This is a genomic window from Micromonospora sp. DT81.3 (assembly GCF_049847225.1).
In the GTDB taxonomy this organism is placed as follows: Bacteria; Actinomycetota; Actinomycetes; order Actinomycetales; family Microbacteriaceae; genus Microbacterium.
Window position 1 is genome coordinate 52,239 of record NZ_JBNCNY010000011.1, and the last position, 23,989, is coordinate 76,227.

The following is a 23,989-nucleotide window of genomic DNA, read 5'->3' on the forward strand; positions in this document are numbered from 1 at the left end:
GGCTCGATTCCACACCCCGGCACTCCCGTTTACGAGGGCGCTATGCCATCCTGTGTCTGTGATACCAGACAGCCAGGCCGATGTTCCCGCATCTCCCGGTTCCCCTGCGCTCCTGCCTTCTCCGCGTGCTCAGGTTCCCGCCGCCGACCAGACGCTCCGCATCCTCTCCTTCCTTGCGCATCAGCGCGGCCCCGTCGCCGCCCGCACCATCGCGACGGCGCTCGGCATCCCCCGTTCGAGCGTCTACCATCTGCTCGGCGCGCTCGAGACCCATCGTTTCGTCGTGCATCTGCCCGACGACCGGCGGTGGGGGCTCGGGGTGGCCGCCTTCGAGCTGGGCGGCGGGTATGCGCGCCAGGAGCCGCTTGCCCGGCTCGGCCGCCCGCTGCTCGCCGAGCTCGTCGACCGCGCGGGCGAGAGCGCCCACCTCGCCGTCATGACGGGCCGGGAGGTGCTCTACATCGTCGAGGAGCGGGCTCCGCGGCGGACGGCACTCGTCACCGACGTCGGGGTCCGCCTCCCCGGCCACCTGACGGCGTCCGGCCGCGCCATGCTCGCGGCGCTTCCGCGGGAGCAGGTGCGTGCCCTCTATCCGGATGCCGCGGCCTTCGCAGACCGCACCGGTCGGGGTCCGGCCCGTCCGGGCGAACTGCGTGAGGTGCTGCGGGAGGTGCGCGCCCGCGGGTTTGCGATCGAGGACGGCGAGGTCACCCTCGGGCTCGGCTCGGTCGGCGTGGCCGTGCTCGACCACGTCGACTGGCCGATCGCGGCCGTCGCCGTCACCTATGCGAGCGACGGCGTTCCGGATGCCGCCGCGCTGGCCGCGCTGGTCCGACCGACCGCCGCGGAGCTCGGCCGCCGCATCCGGGGTGCGCGCCGCTGACGGGGAGAACGCGCACGTCCGCGCCTTCTACCCTCGCACGATCAGGCGAGGCTCGACCAGCACGTGCTCGGGCGCCCGGTCCGCCTGCAGCGGAGCGACGGCGCGGCCGGTCGGGCCCATCAGCAGATCGAGCACCGCCGCCGCGACGCGCTCGGGAGACTGCTCGATGCTCGAGATGCCGAGGGCCTCGGCGACCGGGGTGTTGTCGAACCCGATGATCGGAAGCTCTCGCCGCCCGGCATCCGCGGCGGCGAGATGCGCGCCCACCGCGAGCGCGTCGCTCACGCAGACCAGTGCATCCAGCTCGCGCAGCACCGCAGGGTTTGAGAAGGCGGCGGTCATCGCCTGGCGGGCGCTGGCGACGCCGTCGAGGACCTCGAAACGCGGGCCCGTGGCCCCGGCATCCGCCATCGCCTCGCGCCAGCCGCGCTCCCGGTCGACGCCGGTGCCGGCATCCGGAGGCCAGCCAAAGAAGCCGACACTGGCGCCCGCCGTCGCGAGGGCATGACGCGTCGCGGCCCGCGTGCCCGCGGCTCCGTCGACGTCGACCCACGTGTGCGCCGAGCGATAGACGTCGTCGCCGCCCCACGGCCTGCCGAAGGACACGAAGGGGACGTCCCGCGCCAGCAGCCACCCCGTGCGTGGGTCGCCGAAGAACGTGCCCGTGATGACGACACCGTCGATCTCGGCGCCGTCGACCAGATCGCCGAGACGCGCGATCTCCTCTTCGGCGCTGCGGGCGCTGTAGATCAGCACCCGCATTCCGCGCTCGCTGGCGTGTTCGGTGAGGGCGTGGATGAAGCGGTCCAGCAGCACCCCGGAGATGCCGCCGGAGTAGGGATCGAGGTGGACGCCGATCGTGGAGCTGCGCCGGGTGCGCAGACGGCGCGCTGCCATGTGCGGGCGATACGCGAGCTCCGCGATCGCGCGCTCCACCCGCTCCCGCGTCGCCGGACGCACGATGTCCGGCGAGTTCAGCACGTTCGACACCGTCTGCCGGGAGACGCCGGCGGCCAACGCCACATCTTCCACCGTGGGCGGCTTGCCCATGCCTTCTCCTTACGACCGGCACCGATCTCTGAACGTTCAAATCGTTATCGTCAGGCTATCTCAAGGGGTTGACATGCCCACAAGACGGCTCGTACGTTTCGACTATCGCGAATTTGATCGTTCAAAGTTTGGATCGATCAAGGCATCTCGGAGAACGTCGTCAACAGCATCATCAGTGTTTTTCAAAGGAGACAGACATGACACGGAACACACGCGCATTAGCAGGGGTGGGCGGACTGGCCCTCGTCAGCGCGCTCGTCCTGAGCGGCTGCGGCGGCTCTTCGTTCGACGACACCGGCGACGCGGGCGGAGGAGAAGAGGGCGGACTCACGTCATCCGAGGACGCGCTCAGCATCCTGATCGGCTCGAGTGGCGAGGCCGAGACGGCGGCCGTCGAGGAAGCCGTCGCCGCCTGGTCGGAGGAGTCCGGCATCGAGGCCGAGGTCACTGTGGCCAACGATCTTCCCCAGCAGCTCTCGCAGGGCTTCGCAGCCGGCACACCCGCAGACCTCTTCTACCTCTCCCCCGAGGCACTCGCCGGGTACGCCGGGAACGGGTCGTTGCAGGCATACGGCGACGAGCTGTCCAACAAGGACGACTTCTATCCGTCGCTCGTCGAGAACTTCACCCTCGACGATGAGTTCTACTGCGCGCCGAAGGACTTCTCGACGCTCGCCCTCATCATCAACAACGACCTCTGGGCGGCCGCCGGTCTGACCGAGGAGGACATCCCGACCACCTGGGACGAGCTGAGCACCGTGGCCCAGACCCTGACGACGGGCGGCCAGGTCGGCCTCGCCTTCGGGCCGGAGTACCAGCGCGTCGGCACGTTCATGGCGCAGGCAGGCGGCGGCATGGTGGTCGACGGTGAGGCCGTCGCCGACAGCCCCGAGAACGTCGAGGCACTGGACTACGTCAAGGCGCACCTCGCGGACGGCACATTCGCCTACGCGACCGACATCGGCGCCACCTGGGGCGGCGAAGCCTTCGGAAAGGGGCTGGCCGCGATGGTGATCGAGGGCAACTGGATCGGCGGCGCGATGTCGAACGACTACCCTGACGTCACCTACACGGTCGCTGAGCTCCCCGCCGGACCGGCCGGTCCCGGCACACTCCAGTTCACGAACTGCTGGGGCATGGCCGCCGACAGCCCCAACCAGCAGGCCGCCCTCGAGCTCGTCGAGTACCTGACCTCGACGGAGCAGCAGCTGGCCTTCTCGGAGGCGTTCGGGCCGATGCCGTCCATCCAGTCCGCGGCCGATGCGTGGAGCGAGGCGAACCCCGACATCACCGCGTTCCTGACCGGCGCCGAGTACGCCCAGTTCCCGCCGAACCAGGAGGGCGCAACCGAGGTGATCGCCGACTTCAACGCCCAGCTCGAGTCGCTGGAGACCGGTGACCCCCAGTCGATCCTCGACTCGGTTCAGGCGAACCTCGAGGCAATGGTCGGCTGACCATGACCACCGAGGCAAAGGCACCTGCCCGCACCGGATCCTCCGGGATTCGGCGCGGGGAGGGCCTCGCCGGATGGCTCTTCACGGCCCCCGTGATTCTCATCCTCGGCGTGTTCCTCTTCATCCCGGTGCTCATGGCGCTGTGGGTGAGCCTCTCCGACTGGACCGGTCGGGGAAGCCCGTTCTCCCCCGCGGTGGGATTCGTCGGGCTCGACAACTACGCCGCGGTGACGACCGGCGGCGGTCTCGACGAGCGGAACTTCGGCATCGCCCTGCGCAACAACGCGTGGTACGTGCTTCTCGTCGTCCCGCTGCAGACGATGCTCGCCCTCTTTCTCGCGGTCCTGGTCAGCAGGGCGATCCTGCGTGGCCGCGGATTCTTCCGCACCGCGTTCTACTTCCCCTCCGTGACGAGCTCGGTCGCCATCACGGTGCTCTGGCTGTTCCTCTTCTCGACCGCGGGTGTCGTGAACGAGGTGCTCTCGTGGGTCGGCATCAACGGTCCGAACTGGTTCAACGACCCGAGGGGCATCGTGCACGTCGGGCTGGGAGCAGTCGGCATCGACGCGGGCCCCCAGGCGCTCACGGACAGCGGATTCCTCGGGATCTCGTGGTGGGAGTGGCTCGCCGGCCCCTCCGTCGCCATGTTCGCGTTCATCCTGATGGCCATCTTCACCACGAGCGGCACGATGATGCTGCTCTTCATCGCGGCTCTCCAGAATGTGGGAGTCGAACTCGGTGAGGCCGGCATGATGGACGGCGCCAACGGCTGGCAGCGTTTCCGGCTGATCACCCTCCCGCAGCTTCGCCCCACCCTCTTCACGGTGCTCACGCTCGGGCTGATCGGGTGCTGGCAGGTCTTCGACCAGATCTACACGGGCACGCAGGGCGGGCCGGCGAAGACGACGGTCACTCCCGCCTTCCTGTCCTACCAATCCGCGTTCGTCGATCAGGAATGGGGCCAGGGATCGGCAATCGCCTTCATCCTCTTCCTCATCATCATCTTCTTCGCGATCATCCAGCGGTGGGTGCTCCGGGATCGCCCGGTGTCCAAGCGCAGAGCCGCCCAGTATCAGGTGAAGGGAAAGACATCATGACCGTCACCGCTGTCGCCGACGCCGTGGCCGTCGCGACCCCGGATCAGCCGTCGGCGCGCACGCGCCGATGGACCCGGGGCGCGATCACCGGCCAGGTGGTGCTCTACGCCACCCTTATCGTGCTCGCGATCATCTACATCTATCCGTTCCTCGTCCAGGTCGCGACGTCGTTCAAGACCGAGGCGGAAGCCACCGCGAACCCCATCTCGCTCATTCCGAACGTCTTCACGTGGGCGGCCTACGAGGCGCTGTTCGGCCGGAGCGCCTTCCCCCTGTGGTTCATGAACTCGGCCATCGTCACGATCTGCGTCACGCTCGGCCGCGTGTTCTTCGTGTCCCTCGCGGGTTACGCCCTCGCACGACTGAACTTCCGTGGACGCGGTGTGATCTTCGCGCTCGTGGTCGCCGTCATGGCGGTGCCCGGGGTGGTGCTGCTGATCCCCAACTTCCTCGTGCTCAACCAGATCGGCATCTACGATTCGTACGCGGGGATGATCCTGCCGCTGCTCGTGGACGCCGCCGGCGTGTTCATCATGAAGAACTTCTTCGAGTCGATTCCGGTGTCGGTCGAGGAGCAGGCCCGGATCGACGGCGCCGGCACCTTCCGGGTGTTCTGGTCCATCGTGCTGCCGATGGCGAGACCGGCGCTCATCACGATCATCATCCTGTCTTTCCAGGGGTCGTGGAACGAGCTCAACCACTTCATCGTGTCGACGCAATCGCCGGAGCTGACCACGCTGACGAAGGGCGTCGCCTCGCTGGCGTCCGGCCAGCTCGGCCAAGGCAACCAGTACCCGCTGAAGCTCGCGGCCGCCGCGATCATGACGATCCCGGTCGCGGTGATGTTCTTCGTCTTCCAGAAGAAGATCATGAGCACCGCCGAAGGAGCCGTCAAGGGATGAGCGACGCACCTCTCGCGCCGCGCGCTCTGCAACCGCTGCTCAACGACGCGATCATCGCCCTCCGCGCGCCCACGCAGGTCTGGTCGGGCCGCTCCGGCGATCTGGGGGCGGAGCCGATCCACGGCGTCTACCACGGGGATGTCCGTCATATCAGGCAGATCACGCTCACCGTGGGCGACGCCGCGCCCGAGTGGATCTCGGTGTCGCCGGACGGCGCTTCCCGCGTCGTCTTCGGCGGCCTGCTGAGGGCACTGGATGACGGTACGCCCGACCCGAAGGTGCGTGTGCTGCGCGAGCGCGTGGTGGCGGCGGGTGAAGTAGGAGAGACCTACACCTTCCACTCGAAGGTGGAGCACGAGGTGGACATCACGCTGCGCGCGCGACTCGTGCCGGATTTCGCGCTTCTCATGGACGTGAAGTCCGGCATGCCGGAGGCGAGGGACTGGTCTCCATCGATTCCGCTCGGGGCGGGGGCCCCCTTCACCGTCTCGTCGGGCGAGCGCTCGTTCACGCTCCTCGCGGCCGACGCGGACGTCAGCCTGGACGACGGCGCCATCGTCCTCGATTGGGATCTGCGGATCGCGCCGGGCGAAGGCGCGGGTGCGTCGTGGTCGCTGTCGCTCGTAGACCCGACGCTCGTGGTGCAGGTCGCGTCGGACCACTCTCGCTGGGTGGTACCCGCACGGCCGGCGCCGGGGGAGGATCCGCGGATCGGCCGGTGGCTTGATGCCGCCCTGCAAGACCTCGACGCCCTGCGCCTGGCGCTTCCCGAGCATCCGGACGACGCCTTCTACGCCGCCGGCGCACCGTGGTTCCTCACGCTCTTCGGGCGGGACTCGCTGTGGGCCGCGCGCCTCGCGCTTCCGCTGGATCGTCGCATCGCGGCATCCACTCTTCGCGTGCTGGCTCGCCTGCAAGGTGACGCGACCGACGCGGATTCGGCGGAGCAGCCCGGCAAGATCCTGCACGAGCTGCGAGCAGCTCCGCTCGAGATGCCGGGCGAGGGCATCACCCTGCCGCCCGTGTACTACGGCACCGTCGACGCGACCGCGCTCTGGGTCTGCCTGCTCTTCGAAGCGCACGCAGCGGGCATGCCCGACGACGAGGTGCGCGAACTGCTCCCCGCCCTCCGACGTGCACTGGATTGGCTGATGTCCGCCGACACGGACGGCGACGGATTCATCGACTACATCGACGAGACGGGTCACGGGCTCACAAACCAGGGGTGGAAGGATTCGGGCGATTCGATCCAGTGGCGCTCCGGCGAACTGGCGCAGGGACCGATCGCGCTGTGCGAGGTGCAGGGCTATGCCTACGAGGCGGCGCTCGCGGGTGCTGAGCTGCTCGACGCCTTCGGAGAACCGGGGGCGACCGAGCTGTGGGACTGGGCCGCGGGTCTGAAGGCCCGCTTCGCGGAGGCGTACTGGGTCGAAACGCCCGAGGGCAGGTACCCCGCCATCGCCCTCGATGCGCACAAGCGTCCGGTGGACACGCTGACGAGCAACATCGGCCATCTGCTCGGGACCGGTCTGTTGAACCCGGACGAAGAGCGGCAGGTCGCCGCACTGCTCGTGGGGCCGACCATGCTCTCGGGCTTCGGGGTGCGGACGATGTCGACGGATGCGGCGGGCTACTGGCCGCTCAGCTACCACGGCGGAAGCGTGTGGACGCATGACTCCGCGATCATCGCGCGGGGCATGGCGCTCGCGGGGCTGCACGAGCAGGCCGGAGCAGTGATCGACGGCCTGCTCGCCGCGGCCGAGGGGTTCGGCTTCCGGATGCCGGAGCTGCACAGCGGCGACCCCCGCTCGCAGACGTCGCTTCCGACGCCGTATCCCGCGGCGTGCCGCCCCCAGGCGTGGTCGGCGGCGTCGGCGGTGGCCGCCGCCCAGATCGCGCGACGGCTTCCGCCCGGCGCCGCGCTCTGACCCTCGAGAGGCGACATCGCGCGCATAGAATGCGGCCAATGGACGAGTCAGCCGCCCTCGATGTGACCGCCGCGCGAGCCGTGGAGACGGGCGACCGTGATCGCCTGCTCTGGACGGACGCGGATCGGGACTGGGCCAGTCGTGCCGCCGCCGAGGTGGTCGGCGAGGGGGCGGGTGAGGACGCCTTCCTGGCACGGCGCGCACGGCTCGTGCTCGAGCGGATCGGCCCTCGGCAGCCCGCGGTGACGCGCGCGGTCCGTGCGCTCCGGTGGCGCGGCTGGGTGGGCGCGGCGGTCGTTCTGAGCGCATTCGTGCTGGGGCTGATCGCCGACCGGATCGGAGGCGGAACGAGCATCAATCTCCTGGCTCCCCCGGTCTTCGCCCTGCTCGTGTGGAACTTCGTCGTCTACATCACCCTGCTGGTGCGCCTCGTTGCGTTCCGCGGCTCACCGGGGCCCGTGCGGAGCCTGCTCATCCGTCTCGCCGCGGTGCGGACGCCCTTCTCGCGCCGGCGCGGGGACGACGCCGCAGAGGCCCGCCGGTCGATCCTCGCGGCGCTTCCCTCCGATTGGGCTCGCGTCGCGGCGCCGCTCTACGGCGCGCGAGCGGCACGCGTGCTGCACATCGCCGCCGCCATGACGGCGCTCGGCGTGATCGCCGGCCTCTACCTGCGCGGTCTCGCGTTCGAGTACCGCGCGACGTGGGAGAGCACGTTCCTGGGCGCCGACCAGGTTCGGGCCCTGCTGGCCGCGACCCTCGCTCCCGGTTCTTGGCTCACCGGCATCCCGGTGCCCGACGCGGCATCCGTGGCGGCGATACAGCAACCCGCCAGCGAGAACGCGGCGACCTGGATGCACCTGCTCGCCGGCACGGTCGTGACCCTCGTCATACTGCCCCGGGTGGCACTGGCCGCGGTCGCGTGGATGACCGAGCGGCGCCGCGCCGCCCGGGTCTCCCTCCCGCTCTCCGAGCCGTACTACCAGCGGCTCGTCTCCTCTTACGTCGGCGGCCCCGGTCGGGTCCGCGTCGTGCCGTACAGCTATACCGCGTCGGCGCAGGCGCGAGCGGGGCTCGACGCGATTCTGTCCCGTGCCTACCCCGGCGCCGCCGTCACGGTGCAGGCGCCCGTCGCCTGGGGCGACGACCGGGCTCTGGCGACGCTCACGGGGTCTGACGCGAAGGAGGACGTCGTCCCCCTCTTCACCCTCGCGGCAACGCCCGAGCGCGAAGCGCACGGCGCCTTCCTCGACGCGATCGCGGCGCTGCACGCGACGGGGAATCCGCTGATCGCGATGGTCGACGAATCGGGCATCCGTCTTCGCTGGCACGACGACGAGCAGAGGATCGCGGGCCGCCGTGCGGCGTGGCGCGACCTCCTCGACGAGCACCGCGCCACGGCCCTCTTCGTCGACCTGAGCGCCCCGGATCTGGCGAAAGCCGAGTCCGCGCTGGTCGGGGCATCCGCCGGACGACCAGGCGGCCCGCCCGGGAGTGCGCGGTGAGCGACGCCGTGACCGTCGCCGGGATGGATGCCGGGGCGATCTCGCTCTCGCTCATCTCGCACACCAACGCGGGCAAGACGACACTGGCCCGAACGCTTCTCGGCCGCGACGTCGGCGAGGTGCGCGACGCGCCGCACGTCACGGACGAAGCGACACCCTTTCCGCTCATCCAGACCGCCGAAGGGGACCTGCTGACGCTCTGGGACACGCCGGGCTTCGGCGACAGCGTGCGGCTCGCCCGGCGCCTCGGTCAGAACGGCAGCCCCATCGGCTGGTTCCTCTCCCAGGTCTGGGACCGCTACCGGGATCGGCCCTTCTGGCTCAGTCAGCTGGCGGTCCGGAACGTTGCGGAGCAGGCCGACGTCGTGCTCTACCTCGTCAGCGCGGCGGAGGAGCCCGACGACGCGGGCTACCTGCAGCCCGAACTCGAGGTGCTGGGATGGATCGGCAAGCCCGTCGTGGTTCTCCTCAACCAGACCGGGCCGCCCCGTGCTCGAGGCGCGGACGCGGACGAGGATCGGTGGCGCGCGGCGGTCACGGGCGCCCCGCACGTGCGGGGCGTGCTCACGCTGGACGCGTTCGCGCGCTGCTGGGTGCAGGAGTTCACCCTTTTCGCCGCCGTCGGCGCTGCCCTGCCGGACGACAAGACCGCGGCCTTCACCCGGCTGCTGCACGCGTGGGGCGAACGGCGGATGGCGCAGTTCGATGCGGCCATGACAGCGCTGGCTGTCCCCATCGCGGCCGCAGCTCGGGACCGGGTCGTGCTGCCGCCGGAGCCCCTCACGGCCCGGATCGGTGGCTCCGTCGGTCTGCAGAACGTGGCCCGCACACAGGCTCGCGGCGAGGCGGAGCGCACCCTGGCCGAGCGGCTCGAGCTCGATCTCCGCCTCAGCACCGAGAGCCTCATCGCGATCCACAACCTCGAGGGCCGCGCGATGGGCGAGGTGCTGCAGCGGGTGGCGAGCGACGTGCAGGTGGAAACTCCGGTGGATGCGGGGCGGACCGCCGCGCTGTCCGGCGTGGTGTCCGGTGCCCTCACGGGGCTCGGCGCCGACCTCATGGCCGGTGGACTCACGTTCGGGGCCGGCATGGTGGCCGGGGCGATCATCGGCGCGCTCGGGGGCGCGGGCATCGCCCGTGGCGTCAACGTCGTGCGCGGCAAGAACGAATCGAGCGCGCGCTGGGAGGAGGCCTTCCTCGACGGACTGGTCACCTCGGCGTTGCTGAAATACCTGGCGATCGCCCACTACGGCCGAGGTCGCGGGGAGTGGAAGGAGAGCGAGTATCCGCCGTTCTGGCGGCCGCTGGTCGTCGATGCGGTCCTGGACAACGCCGAGCGGCTCGCAGCGGTGTGGGCGCTGCGCGCCGAGAGCGACGGCGGTGAGCGCCTGGAACGGGAGCTCCATGGCCTGCTTCGCGACATGGCGGTCCAGCTCTTCGACGAGCTGTATCCCGGCGCGCTTTCCGCCGCTGTCCGGGCGCGGTGATCGGAGTGCAGCGAGCCTCGGCGGGAGAGGAGGTTGCCCGAGTCAGTCGACCTGTGCGACCGTGCCGCCGGTCAGCGCGACCAGTTCGTCGAAGGTCATGGGAAAGACGGTGTGCGGTGTGCCGCCCGCCGCCCAGATCTCGGGGAATGCGGCGAGGTCGCGATCGATGACCGTCGTCAGCGGCGCCGGATGCCCGGTCGGCGCGACTCCGCCGATGGCCTGCCCCGTGGCCGCGCGCACCTGCTCCGGTGTGGCACGCGCGATGATCGCGCGGCCGAGGCGTCCGGCGAGCGCCGCCGTGTCGACGCGGTGAGCGCCGCTCGTCATGACGAGGAGCGGCTCCCCGTCCGACCAGAAGACCAGGCTGTTGGCGATCGCCCCCACCTCGATCCCCAGGGCTGCGGCCGCGAGCGGCGCCGTGGAAGCGGCATCCGGAAGAACGACGATCTGTCCTCGTATGCCGGCCTCGGCGAGGCGTTCGGCGACGATGCGGCTGCGTTCGGGGAGTGCGACGGTCACGTCTCCAGCCTATTGGCGGTGTCGGTCGTCGGTCGTAGCCTCGTGACCGCGGGGAGCCGATGAAGGGACGACATGGCCGACAACATCTTCGATCCGGACAACCCGGCGCACGCGAAAGCGCTCGGGATGCTGGACCGCGACCTGATCGCGTGGATCACGACTCTGGGAAGCGATGGCTCGCCCCGGGCGGTTCCCGTCTGGTTCCTCTGGCACGACGGCACGATGAGTATCCTGAGCGAGCCGGTATCGCACAAGGTGACGCACATCCGCTCCGACCCGCGGGTGCTCGTGCACCTGCATGCGGGCGGTCCGACGGGGGATGACGTCGTCGTGCTGCGCGGCACCGCGACCCTGACGCCGGATGGCGCGGCCGGATGGATCGAGCGGTTCCGCGAACGGTACACGGCCAAGTACGCCGAGTCCATCGCGGCGTTCGGCATTCCCGCCGAGGCACTCGCGCAGAAGTTCAGCACGCTGATCGAGTTCCGACCCCGGCACCTGCTCGCCTGGTGAGGCGGACGGCGCGGCGTCGAATCAGGCTCTCTCGCTGAGCGCCAGGATGTTCCCCTCGCTGTCGGCGAACCATGCGGCTCGCTCGCCGGGCAGCTCCGCGACCCCGTCGACCGTCGTCAGGCCGGGGAAGTCGTAATCCATGAAGGTCACGCCCTTCTCCCGCAGCGCGGACATGGCAGCGGCGAGGTCCTCTGTCTCGATGGCGAACACGGTGTTCTGCGCCGTCCCCGCGTAGCTCGTCTGGTAGACCATCACCGGCACTCCCCCGAGCCGGTAGAACACCGACGCCGCCTCCTCGTCGACCTGCTCGGCCGCCAACCCCAGAACCCCCTCGTAGAACGATCGGGCTCGCTCCAGATCCGACGCGGCGATCACTGCCGCGCCCTGTGCATCTTCGAACATGGCTGTTCCCCCATCCCTGGGACTCCCCGTCCCTGGCGCAGACGGTACTCCGGTGCAGCCCGGCCCGATAGACGTCCACCGGCGCGACGCCGCGGCGGGCGCGCGCAACCGGGCGCTCTGCCGACCCGCGGGTGCTCGTGCATCTGCGCGCGGCGGTGGACGGCACGATCATCAAGTTCCGACCCAGCGCCTCCTCACCTGGCAGGCCCACCGCCGCGGCGCGCCCGCCTCGGTGCGCGATTCAGGCGCAACCGGTGGGAATCGGCGCCGCGTCTCCTCTGGAGACTCATCCCACCCCAATCAGCCTGCGTCCGGTACGGGTGACGGGGAGGAGAGCGCGCCGGCCGCTCCTCATCCCTGTCAGTGCGGCAACCACCACCTCTGGGTGAAACAGGATGTCCTCCGCGATCGGGCGAATGGTCGCGTAACCGAGCGCTGCGAGCGCGAGGTCGCGGCGGCGGTCGCGCTTCTGTGCACGCCATCCGGCGTGGTGCGCCTCGGAGTCGCACTCGATCACGAGCCACCCGTCGAGCACGAGGTCGACGCGCCCGACGCCATCGATCGCGACCTGCAGCTCGACCTCGAACCCCAGCGCTCGGGCGATCAGCCGCACGAGGGTCTCCGGACCCGATTCTGCCCTCCCGTCCAGGCGCCGGCGGAGCACTCGGCGCCGAGGCACCACGTGCGCGAAGATCTCATCCAGATTCGACTCATCGATCAGTCGCAGGTGCAGAGCCGAGTCGAGCGTCGCCACGGCGGCGCGCGGCGGCTGGCAGTTCGTCGCCTGAATCAGCGCATCCATCACCTCAACCCGCGCGGAGCGCGGATGCGGCTCCCGGCAGAGCGACGCCCAGTGCAGGCGCACTCTGTGACCCGTGTCCCGGAGCCGTGAGGCCGAACGTGGCAGGTGCACATGCACGGTGTCGTTCGAGATCACGAACACGCCCATGCGCGCCAGTACCGAGACGCACGCAAGACGGCCGCCGACCGTGGCGGCGCACCGGCTCTCCACCGAAGCGTCCGCCGGAAGATAGACACCGGCCCTCGCCCGAACCAGCGCATCGCCGTCGATCGCACCGGCGATCTGGCGCCGGCTCAGGCCGGCAACACGTAGGTCGCTCGTGCGGAACAGCAGGTCCACGACGCCTTGCGGCCGGGACAAGAGGATCTCCTGCAGTGGGTCGACGTCGCGCATCAGCATCCGCCCACCCTGACCGCCGCCCGAACTACTCATGCGCAGGGGACGACGACTGTGGACGTGGGCCGCTAGCTCGGCCGCTGGGGAGGAGGCCGGGGCTTCGCGATCCCACGACCCGCGCACCGCCCGCAGGCTTCCCGGTGCCGCGATTCGTGTACCGCAGTCAGGCTTGACCGTCTGGTGCGCTGCCGTTGCCGCCTCATCGGGTCACTTGCGTCACGGCGAGCCTGATTCCGGCCCGCGAGTCCCAGTGATCCCGTGTCCCGCCGTCAGGCTTCCGAGTGCCGCGATCCGTGTGCCGCATTCAGGCTCGACCCCGTGGTGCACTCTCGGCGCGGCCACGTAGGGGCGCTTGCGTCACGGCGAGCCTGAATCCGGCCCGCAGTCGAAACCCGCCGACCCCGGAGCACGGCTCAGGGAGCTCAGTTCCGGCGCCTCGACCGTCATGCCGGTGAGCAGTGTGCTCAGCATTCGCGCGCCACGTTGAACAATCGGCCGCGCAGTGGTCCAATGGAAGGGATGCCGCACCGACGCGCATCGCACACGCTCCGCCCGGATCCCACGAAGATCGGGGCCGACTGATCAACGAGGACCACAATGTCTGCGAGCCTGCCCCTGCCCGACTTCCGCCACGAACGCGTCGAAACCCTCACCGGCCGGCGCAGCGGACTCTTTCTCGCCGTAGCGCTGCACTCCTCGGTGCTCGGATCGGCACTGGGCGGGGCTCGCCTCTGGACGTACCCGCACTGGAGCGATGCCCTCGGCGATGCCCTGCGCCTGTCGGCGGCCATGACCCTGAAGAACGCGGCGGCGGGCCTCGACGCGGGCGGCGGCAAGTCCGTCATCCAGCTGCCCGAAGGGACCGTGCTGGATGCCGAGCGCCGCCGCGCGGCGTTCCTCGATCTCGGCGACGCCGTCGAGTCGCTGCACGGCCTCTATCGCACCGCCGAGGACGTCGGGTCGACGACCGAAGACATGCTCATCGTCAGCGAGCGCACCGGCCACGTGGTCGGCCTTCCCGAAACCGGCGGCGGGTCGGGCGAGCCGGCCGGCCCGACCAGCCTCGGGGTCTACGAGTCGCTTCGCGCGACGCTCGAGCGCGTCACCGGCTCGGCCGATGTCGAGGGGCGCCGCATCACGATCTCCGGCATGGGTCAAGTGGGCAGCCGACTCGCCGTGCGCCTCAGCGCCGAGGGCGCCCGCCTCACCGTCACCGACGTCAACCCGGCGAAGCGGGACCTCGCGAGCCAGCTCGGCGCGGAGTGGATCGCCCCCGGCGAGGAGCACCTCATTCCCGCCGATGTCTTCGTGCCCGCCGGCATCGGCGGCCTCCTCACGGACGAGGTGATCGACTCCCTCGACGCCCGTGCCGTCTGCGGACCGGCGAACAACCCGCTCGCCGATCACTCCGGCGCGGTCCGCCTGGCCCGGCGCGGCATCCTCTACGCCCCCGACTTCGTCGTCAACGCCGGGGGCGTCATCTACCTCGATCTCGAGGCGAAGAAGCTCGGCACCCGCGAGGAGATCATGGAGCGCGTCGCCGGGATCGGCGATACCGTGCGCCGCATCTTCGACGAGGCCGAGTCGGCCGGCGTGACGCCGCTCGAGGCCGCCGAGGCCTTCGCCGCCGAGCGGCTGCGCACAGGCGCGACCGTGCGGGAGCACGCCCTGGCGTGAGCCTTCCGCCCGGCGAGGGTGCTCGGACTGAGTTCCGCGGGTTGTGACACTCGGTCGCCGGGATGGCAGGATGAACGGGTCGAAGGAGACGCCATGTTCACGAGCCCGCTGCCCGACGTCGAGATCCCTGAGGTCTCGATCTACGACTACCTGTTCGGCACCCTCGCCGACGAAGACCTCGGGCGCGTCGCCCTGATCGACCCGGCATCCGGAGCGGAGACGACGTACGGCGCGCTGCGCGCTCAGGTCAACGCATTCGCCGGCGCCCTCGCCGCTCGCGGGGTCGGCACCGACAGCGTGCTCGGTCTGCTCTGCCCCAACGTCGCGGCCTTCGCGACGGTGTTCCACGGGATCCTGCGGGCGGGCGCGGTGGTAACCACGATCAACTCGCTCTACACCGCGGGTGAGATCGAGAAGCAGCTGCGGGATGCCGGGGCCACCTGGCTCATCACGGTCACGCCGCTGCTCCCCGGCGCCTCGGCGGCCGCCGAGGCCTGCGGCATCCCGGACGACCACGTCATCGTGCTCGATGGGGCCGGCTCTGAGAGCGCGGACCGGCACCCGAACCTGCGCGAGCTGCTGATGGAGCAGAGCCCCGCACCCGAGGTGAGCTTCGACCCCGCCACGCATGTCGCCGTGCTCCCCTACTCATCCGGCACGACGGGCATCCCGAAGGGCGTGATGCTCAGCCACCGCAACCTCGTCGCCAACGTGCAGCAGTGCCGCAGCAACATCGAGCTGACCGAGACCGACCGCGTGCTCGCCGTTCTGCCTTTCTTCCACATCTACGGCATGACCGTGCTGCTCAACCTGGCGCTGCGCCAGCGGGCGAGCCTCGTGACGATGCCCAGGTTCGACCTCGTGGAGTTCCTGACGAACATCCAGAAGTTCCAGTGCACCTATCTCTACATCGCGCCGCCGATCGCGGTGGCCCTGGCGAAGCATCCCGTCGTCGATGAGTTCGACATCTCGAGCGTGCACACCGTCTTCTCCGGCGCCGCCCCGCTCGACGGCGATACGGCGCAACTCGCGGGGAGCCGCATCCACGCCCGCATGATGCAGGGCTACGGCATGAGCGAGCTGAGCCCCGTTTCCCACGCGATGCCGTACGAGCGGCACGACATCCCGGTCAGCTCGGTCGGAACGCTGCTTCCCAACCAGGAGTGCAAGCTCATCGACACCGAGACCGGCGAGGAGATCACCGAGATCGGCGAGGACGGCCGCACTGCCGCGGGGGAACTCTGGATCAAGGGGCCGAACGTCATGCTCGGCTATCTGAACAAGCCGGACGCGACGGCCGAGACGCTGGATGCCGACGGCTTCCTGCACACCGGCGACATCGGCGTGTACCACCGGGGCGACTACTTCTCGATCGTCGACCGCGTCAAGGAGCTGATCAAGTACAAGGGCTACCAGATCGCTCCCGCCGAGCTCGAGGCGCTGCTGCTGTCGCACCCTGCGGTGCTGGATGCCGCAGTGATCGGCGTGCTCGATGACGAGAGACAGGAGATCCCGAAGGCGTTCATCGTGCCGGCGCCCGGTTCCGGTCTGACGGAGGACGCGGTGATGACCTTCGTCGCCGACAACGTGGCTCCCCACAAGAAGATCCGCCGGGTCGAGTTCATCGAGGCGATCCCCAAGTCGACCGCGGGCAAGATCCTGCGCAAAGACCTGCGCGCGCGGGAGACGGCGACCGTCTGAGCGGGTTTTCCTCGCTGGTCGCCCCGTGACGGCTCTCACCGGCCGCCACCCGTTGCCACTGTCCCCACCCGATGGTTATCTGGTCGCATGGATACTCAACGGATCTTTCCCGGTCTGGCCGTCTCAGACATCGAGGCGGCCCGCGCCTTCTACGCCGACGTGCTCGGCCTGCCCGTCACCGAAGAGAACGGATTCCTGACCCTCGATCTCGGCGACGGCGGCGAGCTCTTCGTCTACGGCAAGGACAACCACGTGCCGGCCCAGCACACGGTGCTGAACTTCCAGGTCGGCGATCTCGACGCGGCCGTCGATGAACTCGCCGGGAAGGGCGTGGAGATGCTGCGCTACGACGGCATGCACCAGGACGAGCGCGGCGTCGTCCGTCCGGCCAACCCCGACCAAGGCCCCGAGATCGCCTGGTTCGCCGACCCGAGCGGCAACGTTCTCGCCGTGATGCAGGGATGAGGCCCGTCGAGTCGGTCTGGGACTACCCGCGCCCGCCGCGGGTCGAGCGCGTCGACGATCGCGTCACCGTGATGTTCGGCGGGGAGGTTCTCATCGACACCACCGACGTCGTCCGGGTGCTCGAGACGTCGCATCCGCCTGTCTACTACCTGCCGATGGATGCCTTCCCTCCGGGCGCGCTCGCCCCGGCCGCCGGCGCCTCGCTGTGCGAGTTCAAGGGGGCGGCGAGCTACCTGTCGGTCGCCGCCGGCGGCCGCACGGCCGAAGCCGCCGGCTGGACGTACCCGAGCCCGTGGAAGGGCTATGAGATCCTGCGCGGCCGCGTCGCGCTGTATCCCGGACGGATGGATGCGTGCACGGTCGCGGGCGAGCCGGTGACGCCGCAGGAGGGCGACTTCTACGGCGGCTGGATCACGTCCTGGGTCACCGGCCCGTTCAAGGGTGCTCCCGGAACGCGCGGCTGGTAGCGCCCGCGCCGCAGACGAATGGATGCCCCGGCCGGCCGGCCGAGGCATCCACCCGTCACCGTGCGCGACTCGCGCTCACCACGTCGAAGGCGGCGGGGGGCTGACCACCGGTGGGCGGTCGTCGCAGGTGATGGTGTTCGGCAGCTCCCAGGCCGCCATCCACGGGCCGGTTGTGCCGGCGCCGTCGTTGCCGCCGAGGTCGGTGACCGCGAACTCCGAACCGCTCGGCAGGAAGTTGAACGAGCCGCAGTTGTTGATGCCGACCGCCCCGACGTTGCGCGCGTCCACGTTCAAAAACGACGCCCCTCCGGCCACGCGCGCGCTCAGCACCGAGGTGCCGGTGCCGTCGACGCGCACGTCGGCGAAGGCGACGTCCGTGATCTTCACGACGTCCTTCACGGGCCAGTCCGAGACCATCATGATGGCGTTGTAGGTGTTGTCGAGGTAATGGTCGCCGGTCACGCGGATCGCGCCCTCGATCGAGCGGTCGAGCGCGAAGATCCAGATCGCGCCGAGTCCTATGTTCCAGTTCAGCTCGTAGGTTCCGGCCCGCACCGTGGTGTTGTCCGTGAAAGCGAGGGTTCCCTCGAAGGCGGTGGCACCGAACCGCGAACCGGCGTGCAGACCGCTCCCCTCCCGCACCGGATCGGCGACCAGATTGCCCGAGACGGTGTTGTCCGTGCCGCCGTAGACGGCGATGCCGTTTGCGAGCGTCGGAGACTGCACGGTGTTGCGTTCGAACGTGTTTCCTGCGTTGGCGGTGCCCTCCGACCACATCGCGAGACCGTCGTCGCCCGTGTTGCGCACGAAGTTGTTCGACACGGTCGAGTTCGTGATGCCGCGATGGAAGTTCACGGCATCGGCGATCTGGTCGACGATGATGTTGTCGCGGACGGTGACGCGCTCCATCGGCCCGTCGAGCCAGATGCCGACCTTCGTGTGCTGGATGTGCAGCCTCGAGAAGCTCGAGTCGCTGAACGCTCCGCCGATGCCGTTGACCTGGTCCGTGTCGATGCGCTCACGCACGTCCCCTTCGATCGCGAAGCCCGACAGGTGCACGTTGCGCGAGCCCCCGGCCGCGGCATCCCTGCCGTAGAACCCGACGCCGGTGTGCACCGACCCGTCGGGCGACGGGCTCGCCAGGGCGACCTCGCGGCCCTTGATCTTCGTGTACCAGCTGCCGGCTCCCTCGATCGTCACGTCGTCGACCAGGATGTGACGATCTACGCGGTAGGTGCCCGGTGGGATGTACACCTTGAGCTTGAGTTTCTTGGCGGCGGCGATCGCCTTCTCGATCGCCGGCGCCGAGTCCTTTCCGCCCGACGGGTCCGCGCCGAAGAGCAGCACGTTGGAGGCGGCGAGGCGCACGTGCGGGCGGCCCACGAGCTCGGTGTCGATCAGGTCGATCACCGTGCTCGCCGCCGGCGTGCCCACCGGGGCGGTGAGGCGAAGCACTTCGCCGGCCTTGTAGGTCCTGCCGAGCAGCAGCCGTTCCTCGTCGAAGTACTTCATCGGCCGAAATGGCGTCTCGAACGTCGGAGCGGGAGTGGTGAACGCGGGCACGCAGGCGCACTCCGTGACCCACCAGTCGGGGTGCAGCAGGCCGGCCGCGGGATCGTTGGTGAAGGGGTACTGGTTGTAGAGGTACGCGTACGCCGACGTCAGCGTGAGCGTCTTCACCTTCTTACCGCCGACACCGATCTGCAGCGGGGCCGTGCCGCCGCCGCCGGCGGCGGCATCCGGGATGCTGTACCGCACGGTGATCGCATTCGTGGCTTCGGGCAGCGTGAACTCCACGTACTGCCCCGGCGCGAGACTCACCGCTTTCCGCCCGGACGCCTCGGCGGCGAGCGTGTAGGCCGTGCGATCCGCGGCTACCAGGGCTCCATCGGTCACGCCGTTCTCCGCCTCCTGCTCGAGGAAGGGCACGTCGGCGCCACGGCCGGCCACCAGCGCAGGGTCGAGCGCCGCACGGGTCACCACCGCAGGAGGTGGGGCGGGGTCGGCGGATGCGGGGGACGCGACCGCGACGAGCGTCGTCGTCGCGAGAGTCACGGCGACGATGCCGCTCAGAAGCCGGTGCGGTCGGAAAGGGGGACGTGTCATCGTCGACTCGCTTCACTCGGGGTCGCGCCCGGACGCCGAAGTGCCTCGAATCTAGGGGACGGGCGCCGTCTCTACAAGGTCGTGTCCACGATTGTCGAGAAACGGTCGACTTTTTGCGCGGTCTTGCCGATCTTGCGCGGCGCCTTACTCATTCGGGGCGCACTAGAGTCGCCTTGGGGCGCGGCATTTGCGCCCCGAAGAACGCAACGCGCCCCAAACCCGTCTGCTCTCCGGTTCGGGGCGCACCAGTGCGCTCTGGGGCGCACGACTTCCGCCCCAAAGGGATTGAGGCGCCCCAAACCCGCGCCTGAAGATACGAACGCCTACCAGCCCCGAGACCGAGGCTGCAGACGCCCGGGCCCGTCCTCCGTGTCTCGCGTCGCTGGCGCACCCCTCCGAGTCCGTACGCTGGACCGGTGCCCCCAACGAACGTCCCCGCTGCACCATCGCCCTCCACCAGTGCCCGTGCCGGCAGCGTCCGATCCGAAAGTGTCCCGGCCGGGAGCGTGCCGGCCGTGACCGTCGTCGTGCCATGGCGCCCCGCGCCCTCACGGATCCCGGCATTCGACTTCGTGCGCTCGTGGTACGTCCGGCACCTTCCCGAGTTCGCGCTCCGACCGGTCGACACCGACGACGATGTGTTCGTGCTTGCCGCGTGCCGCAACCTCGGCGTCGGCGGGGCCGGGCTCGACGAGGTCGTGGTGATCAATGACGCCGACACGCTCCCGGAGCCGGCCGCGCTCCGCGCCGCGGTGGCGGCCGCCGCGACCAGCGGCCGGGTGCACCTGCCCTTTACGGAGTACCGCTGGCTCGGCGCCGAGGGCACCGCCCAGCTGCGCGCAGGCACGGCCGCTGAGGAGTGCACGTTCGACCTGGTGCGGGGCGCCTGCTCGGGCGTGTACGTCACGACCCCCCGCACGTGGGCGGCGCACGGCGGGCAGGACGAGCGCTTCCGTGGCTGGGGTTTCGAGGATGCCGCGTGGTATCTCGCGCACCAGACGCTGCTGGGCGAGCCGCCCATCCGCCACGACGGCCGCGTGTACGCGATGCACCACGTTGCCGAGGTGCGGGCCGGCACCCGGTACGACGCGAACGCGGCGCTGATGGACCGCTACCGCGCGGCGGCCGGGGACGTCGACGCGATGGCTCAGCTCGTCGCGGAGCGCCCCGCGGTCAGCACCTCGTAGGCGATCGCCGGCCCCGGGCGGCGCCGCTGCTCGCGGGCGAGCGCGTCGAGGAGCGCCCGCTCGGCGGCTTCCAGCTCCCCGATGTGACGGATCGCCTCCGCCAGCTCCTCCACCGACGCCGCGTTCGGGTCGAGGGCGAGACCTGTCCCCGTCCGCTCGATCGCCGCGGCGCCCGCGAACTGATCCGTCGAGAAGGGAAGCACGAGCAGGGGCACGCCCTGCCCCACGGCCTCCGTCACCGAGTTGTTGCCCCCGTGCGTGATCGCCAATCGCGCGCCGCCGAGCAGCCGCACCTGTGGCAGGTAGTCCCGCACGAGCCACCCTTGCGGCACGCCACCGAGGTCCGTGATCGGCGTCGATCCGGTCGCGATGGCGGCCCGCATCCCCAGCCGAGACAGCGCCTGCGCAACGCGCGCCAGCACGTCGCCCCGCACGGAGAGGAAGCTGCCGAAGCTCACATAGGCGTAATCCCCTGCGCCGGCGATCCAGTCTTCGACCTCGGCGTCGAGGGCCTCGACGCGCCGGGTCGATCCGAGGAACTCGTGCGCGGGCAGGGCGCGCCCATCGCCCTCGGCGAGTTCGCGGGGGTAGTTGTAGAGCACGAGTTCCCCGTGCTCGCCGAACGCGTCGGGGGTCTCCGCCGCCCCCGGGTCGAGGGCGCGCGCCGTGCGGTTCCATTCGTCCGTGAACCGTGCCGACACCTCGTCGCAGAGCGCACGCAGCGATCCGAGGTCGCCCGCGTCCGGCCGAAACGCCTTCGGCCAGAACGGCGGGTATCCGTAGACCTCCCCCGAGACCGGAAGGGCGGTCGGATGCCCCAGCACGACGTCGCCGAACGGAATGCCCGCCGTCTGCAGCGCGAGCCGCGCGCTGAAGGCCAGGTGATCGATGATGACCGCATCGGGGCGCACCGCCTCGACGGCCGCGAGAGTCCGGCGCCCGGCATCCACGGGCTGCCACATCAGGTCGGTCAACCGCTCGCGCGCCTGATAGCTCAGGGTGGGCACCATTCCCCGGCGCGTGGCGTCGAAGAACCCGCGCAGCGAGTCGGCCTCCTCGTCGGGCTGGTCGTCGGCCCGGATGACGCGGGCATTGCTGCCACGGCCGAGCGGAAGGTCGTACCGCTCGAGGCCGAACTCGCGCACGAGCGGATCCGTGGCCGGGCCTGTGGCGACGACGACCCGCTCCCCCGCGTCTCGCCACGCGGTCGCGAGGGTGGCCAGGGGAAGGAGGTGCGACGCGTAATCAGGGCTGATGACCAGCAGCGTCACGCCGACGCTCCGGCGGACTTCAGAAGCGCAGCCTCCTCGACGGCGACGCCGCGATACACCGGCCCCAGGGCCGAGGCCATCGATTGGATGGTGAAGTTATCACGCACCATGTCGTGGGCGGCATTCACACGCCCATCGTCATCCAGAGCAGCCACGTCGAGGGCGCGCTCGATCGCCGCTTCGAGCCGCACCGGATCCCAGGTCTGGGTCAGCACGCCGGTCACACCGTCCTTGATGTAGGTCGCGGGTCCTCCGCCGTCGGGCGCGACGACCATGAGACCGGTGGCCATAGCCTCCAGCAGCGCGATGCCGAACTCCTCCTTGAGGCTGGCGCAGACGTAGACGCCCCGCGGCGCGAGAACGCCCGGCACGCCCAGGCGGACGGCGGCGAGCCACCGTGAGGCGATGTCGTTGGGCCGGTGTCCGGCGAGGATGAGCCCCGCCTCCGCGCGGCCGGCCTCCGGAATCACCGCGTCGATGCGCTCCAGCTGCTCCCGCTCGTCCAGAGACGGCCGCTCGAGGTCGCCGCCGATGATGAGCAGGTTCGTCCGCTCGCGCAGTCCGCTTCTCGCCCAGACGTCGACGAGCGTCGCCATGCCCTTCACGCGGTGCAGGCGACCGACGCTGACGACGAAGGGCAGGTGCCGGCGATCCTCGGGCAGCCCGGAGAGCGCGACGCGAAGGTCATCCATCGCGCCGCTGTCGCCCGATCCTGCGCTGCGCTCGCTCACGGCGCGATCGATCACCTCGAGATCCACACCCTCGGCGACGATCGTGTGCCTCTCAGGGTGGGAGGTGATGTCGATGCCGACGAGCTGGTTCATGTCACGCTGGAGCTCCGGCCGGGGAAAGAGCACCGTGTGGGCGGCGTTGGACGCGAGGCTCTGCACGAGCCTCGTGCGGAACCAGAAGTGCTCACGCAGATCCACCTCGCCGAAGTCCTCGCGTGTGAGAGAGCCGGCGCGATCGAGGGACTGGATGACGGCGTGCGGGTCGGGCGCGACCGTGAAGACGACGGGGATGCCGAGCTCTCGCGCGACGTCTGCGGCGGCGAGGCTGCCGACATCCGCCATTCGCAGATGGAGCAGATCGACCTGCCCGGCCGCCCGCAGGATGCGCCGGATGCCGCGCCGCGCCGTCACGCGGAGCGGCCACGCGGCCGCCGACGGCACCGGGTCGGCCCGCAGCGGCACCCGCCCGTAGACGTGTCCCTCGTTCAGCGAGCCGAGCTCGAGAAGGTCGACCGCCGCCTGCGGCACGGGCCCGCGCGACAGCGTGATGACCCGCGATACACCGGTCTCTGGATCGGCCACCAGGGCGTTTCCGAGACGGACGAGCAGCGTGGCGATGCCCCCGTTGTCACCTGCGCCGGCCGATGAGAGGGCCGGATCGATGTCGGCATGCAGGAAGAGCTGCGCGATCGTCAAGCCCCGGTCCCTGGCGGTGCGCCGGGCGGGCAGGGCCTCGAGGTCGATCAGCGCGAGCCGTGCGACATCGGCCAGCCGCCCCTCCCCGCCGACGAGCTCCTCGAGGGGAGCGCCTATGCCTTCGTCGCCGCTTCGCTGTCCGAGCGCCGCCACCGCGGCGATCCGCACGTCCTCGTGCTCGCGGGCGTCCGCGGCGATCCCGACCAGCAGCCGTGTGGCGATCGAGGGGCGCACGAGCCCGAGGGTCTCGACCAGCCGAGCCCGGGCCGCGGGCTCCCTCACCCCGAGCAGGGCGGTCTCCAGGCCGACGGTCAGGCTCTCCGCCACCGCCGATGACCACTGCTCGAGGGTGCGCTGGGCGAGCATCCCGGTGAACCCGCCCGCGGCGACCTGGCCGATGAGACGGCCCATGGCGTCGAAGCGGGGCAGGCCGGCACTGAGTGCCCACGCGGCGTGCTCCCGGATGGTTCCCCGGCGATCGGAGAGCAGGCCGGTCAGCATGCGGCCGGCCTGCTCGTCGAAGATCCCGGCCAGGGCGTGCACGGCCGCGATCGCGGTCACCTCGTCATCGCCGTTCAGCGCCGAGGCGAGCACGCGCAGCGTGCGGACGCCGGGATTGCGGCCGGCCTCGAAGGCCAGATCATCCGCGAGGCGCATCGCGTCGATGATTCCGGGCGCTTCGCGCACCGCGTCGAGGGCCGTCTGCACACCCATCGTTGATCCCCTCACCGGCCGTGACGAGGGACGGCCGCA

At 70.3% G+C, this 23,989-nt stretch carries 20 protein-coding genes; 13 read left to right on the forward strand and 7 right to left on the reverse strand.

Translation table 11 applies throughout. The annotated features are described in order from the left end of the window. Positions 1-58: 58 nt before the first annotated feature. On the forward strand, positions 59-883 hold the full coding sequence (locus ACPW96_RS19630) for an IclR family transcriptional regulator (RefSeq protein ID WP_425885127.1): 825 nt from the start codon (positions 59-61) through the stop codon (positions 881-883). Positions 884-910: 27 nt separating this feature from the next. Here the strand turns inward: ACPW96_RS19630 and ACPW96_RS19635 are convergent, their stop codons facing one another. Further along, a complete protein-coding gene (locus ACPW96_RS19635) occupies positions 911-1,933 on the reverse strand; it encodes a LacI family DNA-binding transcriptional regulator (protein ID WP_425821010.1) in 1,023 nt (340 codons plus the stop codon). Positions 1,934-2,130: 197 nt separating this feature from the next. Between ACPW96_RS19635 and ACPW96_RS19640 the strand changes: the two genes are divergently transcribed. Genes ACPW96_RS19640 through ACPW96_RS19665 form a run of 6 tightly spaced genes read left to right on the forward strand, consistent with a single transcriptional unit; the run spans position 2,131 to position 10,303 of the window. Beyond that, on the forward strand, positions 2,131-3,387 hold the full coding sequence (locus tag ACPW96_RS19640) for a sugar ABC transporter substrate-binding protein (RefSeq protein WP_425821009.1): 1,257 nt from the start codon (positions 2,131-2,133) through the stop codon (positions 3,385-3,387). Between the two features lie 2 nt (positions 3,388-3,389). Next, positions 3,390-4,484, forward strand: coding sequence for a carbohydrate ABC transporter permease (locus ACPW96_RS19645; protein WP_425821008.1), 1,095 nt, complete (start codon positions 3,390-3,392; stop codon positions 4,482-4,484). Further along, a complete protein-coding gene (locus ACPW96_RS19650; protein WP_425885128.1) occupies positions 4,481-5,386 on the forward strand; it encodes a carbohydrate ABC transporter permease in 906 nt (301 codons plus the stop codon). Before ACPW96_RS19645 ends, ACPW96_RS19650 begins: the two co-directional genes overlap by 4 nt. Next, the gene (locus tag ACPW96_RS19655) at positions 5,383-7,314 is read left to right on the forward strand and encodes a glycogen debranching N-terminal domain-containing protein (RefSeq protein WP_425885129.1); all 1,932 of its coding nucleotides are present in this window, start codon (positions 5,383-5,385) and stop codon (positions 7,312-7,314) included. Before ACPW96_RS19650 ends, ACPW96_RS19655 begins: the two co-directional genes overlap by 4 nt. Positions 7,315-7,352: 38 nt before the next feature. After that, entirely contained in the window at positions 7,353-8,816 is a 1,464-nt protein-coding gene (locus ACPW96_RS19660) for a DUF2868 domain-containing protein (protein ID WP_425885131.1), read from the forward strand. Further along, positions 8,813-10,303 carry a DUF3482 domain-containing protein gene (locus ACPW96_RS19665; protein WP_425885133.1) on the forward strand — a complete coding sequence of 497 codons (1,491 nt, stop codon included), beginning with the start codon at positions 8,813-8,815 and terminating at the stop codon, positions 10,301-10,303. The genes ACPW96_RS19660 and ACPW96_RS19665 overlap by 4 nt, the downstream gene beginning before the upstream one ends. Positions 10,304-10,345: 42 nt before the next feature. Here the strand turns inward: ACPW96_RS19665 and ACPW96_RS19670 are convergent, their stop codons facing one another. Beyond that, complete coding sequence (locus ACPW96_RS19670) at positions 10,346-10,822, reverse strand: YbaK/EbsC family protein (protein ID WP_425885134.1); 477 nt, start codon at positions 10,820-10,822, stop codon at positions 10,346-10,348. Between the two features lie 72 nt (positions 10,823-10,894). Here ACPW96_RS19670 and ACPW96_RS19675 point away from each other — a divergent pair, with 72 nt between their 5' ends. After that, positions 10,895-11,335, forward strand: coding sequence for a pyridoxamine 5'-phosphate oxidase family protein (locus ACPW96_RS19675; RefSeq protein WP_425885135.1), 441 nt, complete (start codon positions 10,895-10,897; stop codon positions 11,333-11,335). Positions 11,336-11,356: 21 nt separating this feature from the next. Here the strand turns inward: ACPW96_RS19675 and ACPW96_RS19680 are convergent, their stop codons facing one another. Both ACPW96_RS19680 and ACPW96_RS19685 read right to left on the reverse strand, forming a co-directional pair. Then, on the reverse strand, positions 11,357-11,737 hold the full coding sequence (locus tag ACPW96_RS19680; protein ID WP_425821001.1) for a VOC family protein: 381 nt from the start codon (positions 11,735-11,737) through the stop codon (positions 11,357-11,359). Between the two features lie 286 nt (positions 11,738-12,023). After that, on the reverse strand, positions 12,024-12,971 hold the full coding sequence (locus tag ACPW96_RS19685) for an endonuclease domain-containing protein (protein ID WP_425885137.1): 948 nt from the start codon (positions 12,969-12,971) through the stop codon (positions 12,024-12,026). A 561-nt stretch (positions 12,972-13,532) separates the two neighbouring features. On the opposite strand from ACPW96_RS19685, the gene ACPW96_RS19690 reads away from it, so the two are divergent. The 4 genes from ACPW96_RS19690 to ACPW96_RS19705 all read left to right on the forward strand — a co-directional run bounded on the left by ACPW96_RS19690 (position 13,533) and on the right by ACPW96_RS19705 (position 17,245). Then, positions 13,533-14,612 (forward strand): Glu/Leu/Phe/Val dehydrogenase dimerization domain-containing protein, encoded by a 1,080-nt coding sequence (locus tag ACPW96_RS19690; RefSeq protein WP_425885138.1) that lies wholly within the window; start codon positions 13,533-13,535, stop codon positions 14,610-14,612. Between the two features lie 93 nt (positions 14,613-14,705). Further along, positions 14,706-16,313, forward strand: coding sequence for an AMP-binding protein (locus ACPW96_RS19695; protein ID WP_425885140.1), 1,608 nt, complete (start codon positions 14,706-14,708; stop codon positions 16,311-16,313). An 87-nt stretch (positions 16,314-16,400) separates the two neighbouring features. Continuing rightward, positions 16,401-16,778, forward strand: coding sequence for a VOC family protein (locus tag ACPW96_RS19700; RefSeq protein WP_425820997.1), 378 nt, complete (start codon positions 16,401-16,403; stop codon positions 16,776-16,778). After that, complete coding sequence (locus ACPW96_RS19705) at positions 16,775-17,245, forward strand: DUF427 domain-containing protein (RefSeq protein ID WP_425820996.1); 471 nt, start codon at positions 16,775-16,777, stop codon at positions 17,243-17,245. The genes ACPW96_RS19700 and ACPW96_RS19705 overlap by 4 nt, the downstream gene beginning before the upstream one ends. A 75-nt stretch (positions 17,246-17,320) precedes the next feature. On the opposite strand, the gene ACPW96_RS19710 is transcribed toward ACPW96_RS19705, so the two are convergent. Further along, the gene (locus ACPW96_RS19710; protein WP_425885142.1) at positions 17,321-19,351 is read right to left on the reverse strand and encodes a glycosyl hydrolase family 28-related protein; all 2,031 of its coding nucleotides are present in this window, start codon (positions 19,349-19,351) and stop codon (positions 17,321-17,323) included. A gap of 515 nt (positions 19,352-19,866) precedes the next feature. Here ACPW96_RS19710 and ACPW96_RS19715 point away from each other — a divergent pair. Next, the gene (locus tag ACPW96_RS19715) at positions 19,867-20,538 is read left to right on the forward strand and encodes a hypothetical protein (RefSeq protein ID WP_425885143.1); all 672 of its coding nucleotides are present in this window, start codon (positions 19,867-19,869) and stop codon (positions 20,536-20,538) included. Here the strand turns inward: ACPW96_RS19715 and ACPW96_RS19720 are convergent. Both ACPW96_RS19720 and ACPW96_RS19725 read right to left on the reverse strand, forming a co-directional pair. Next, positions 20,499-21,809: a glycosyltransferase gene (locus tag ACPW96_RS19720; RefSeq protein WP_425885145.1), complete on the reverse strand. Its 1,311-nt coding sequence runs from the start codon at positions 21,807-21,809 to the stop codon at positions 20,499-20,501. The genes ACPW96_RS19715 and ACPW96_RS19720 overlap by 40 nt on opposite strands. Next, entirely contained in the window at positions 21,806-23,950 is a 2,145-nt protein-coding gene (locus ACPW96_RS19725; RefSeq protein WP_425885146.1) for a glycosyltransferase, read from the reverse strand. Before ACPW96_RS19725 ends, ACPW96_RS19720 begins: the two co-directional genes overlap by 4 nt. Between the last annotated feature and the right edge of the window lie 39 nt (positions 23,951-23,989).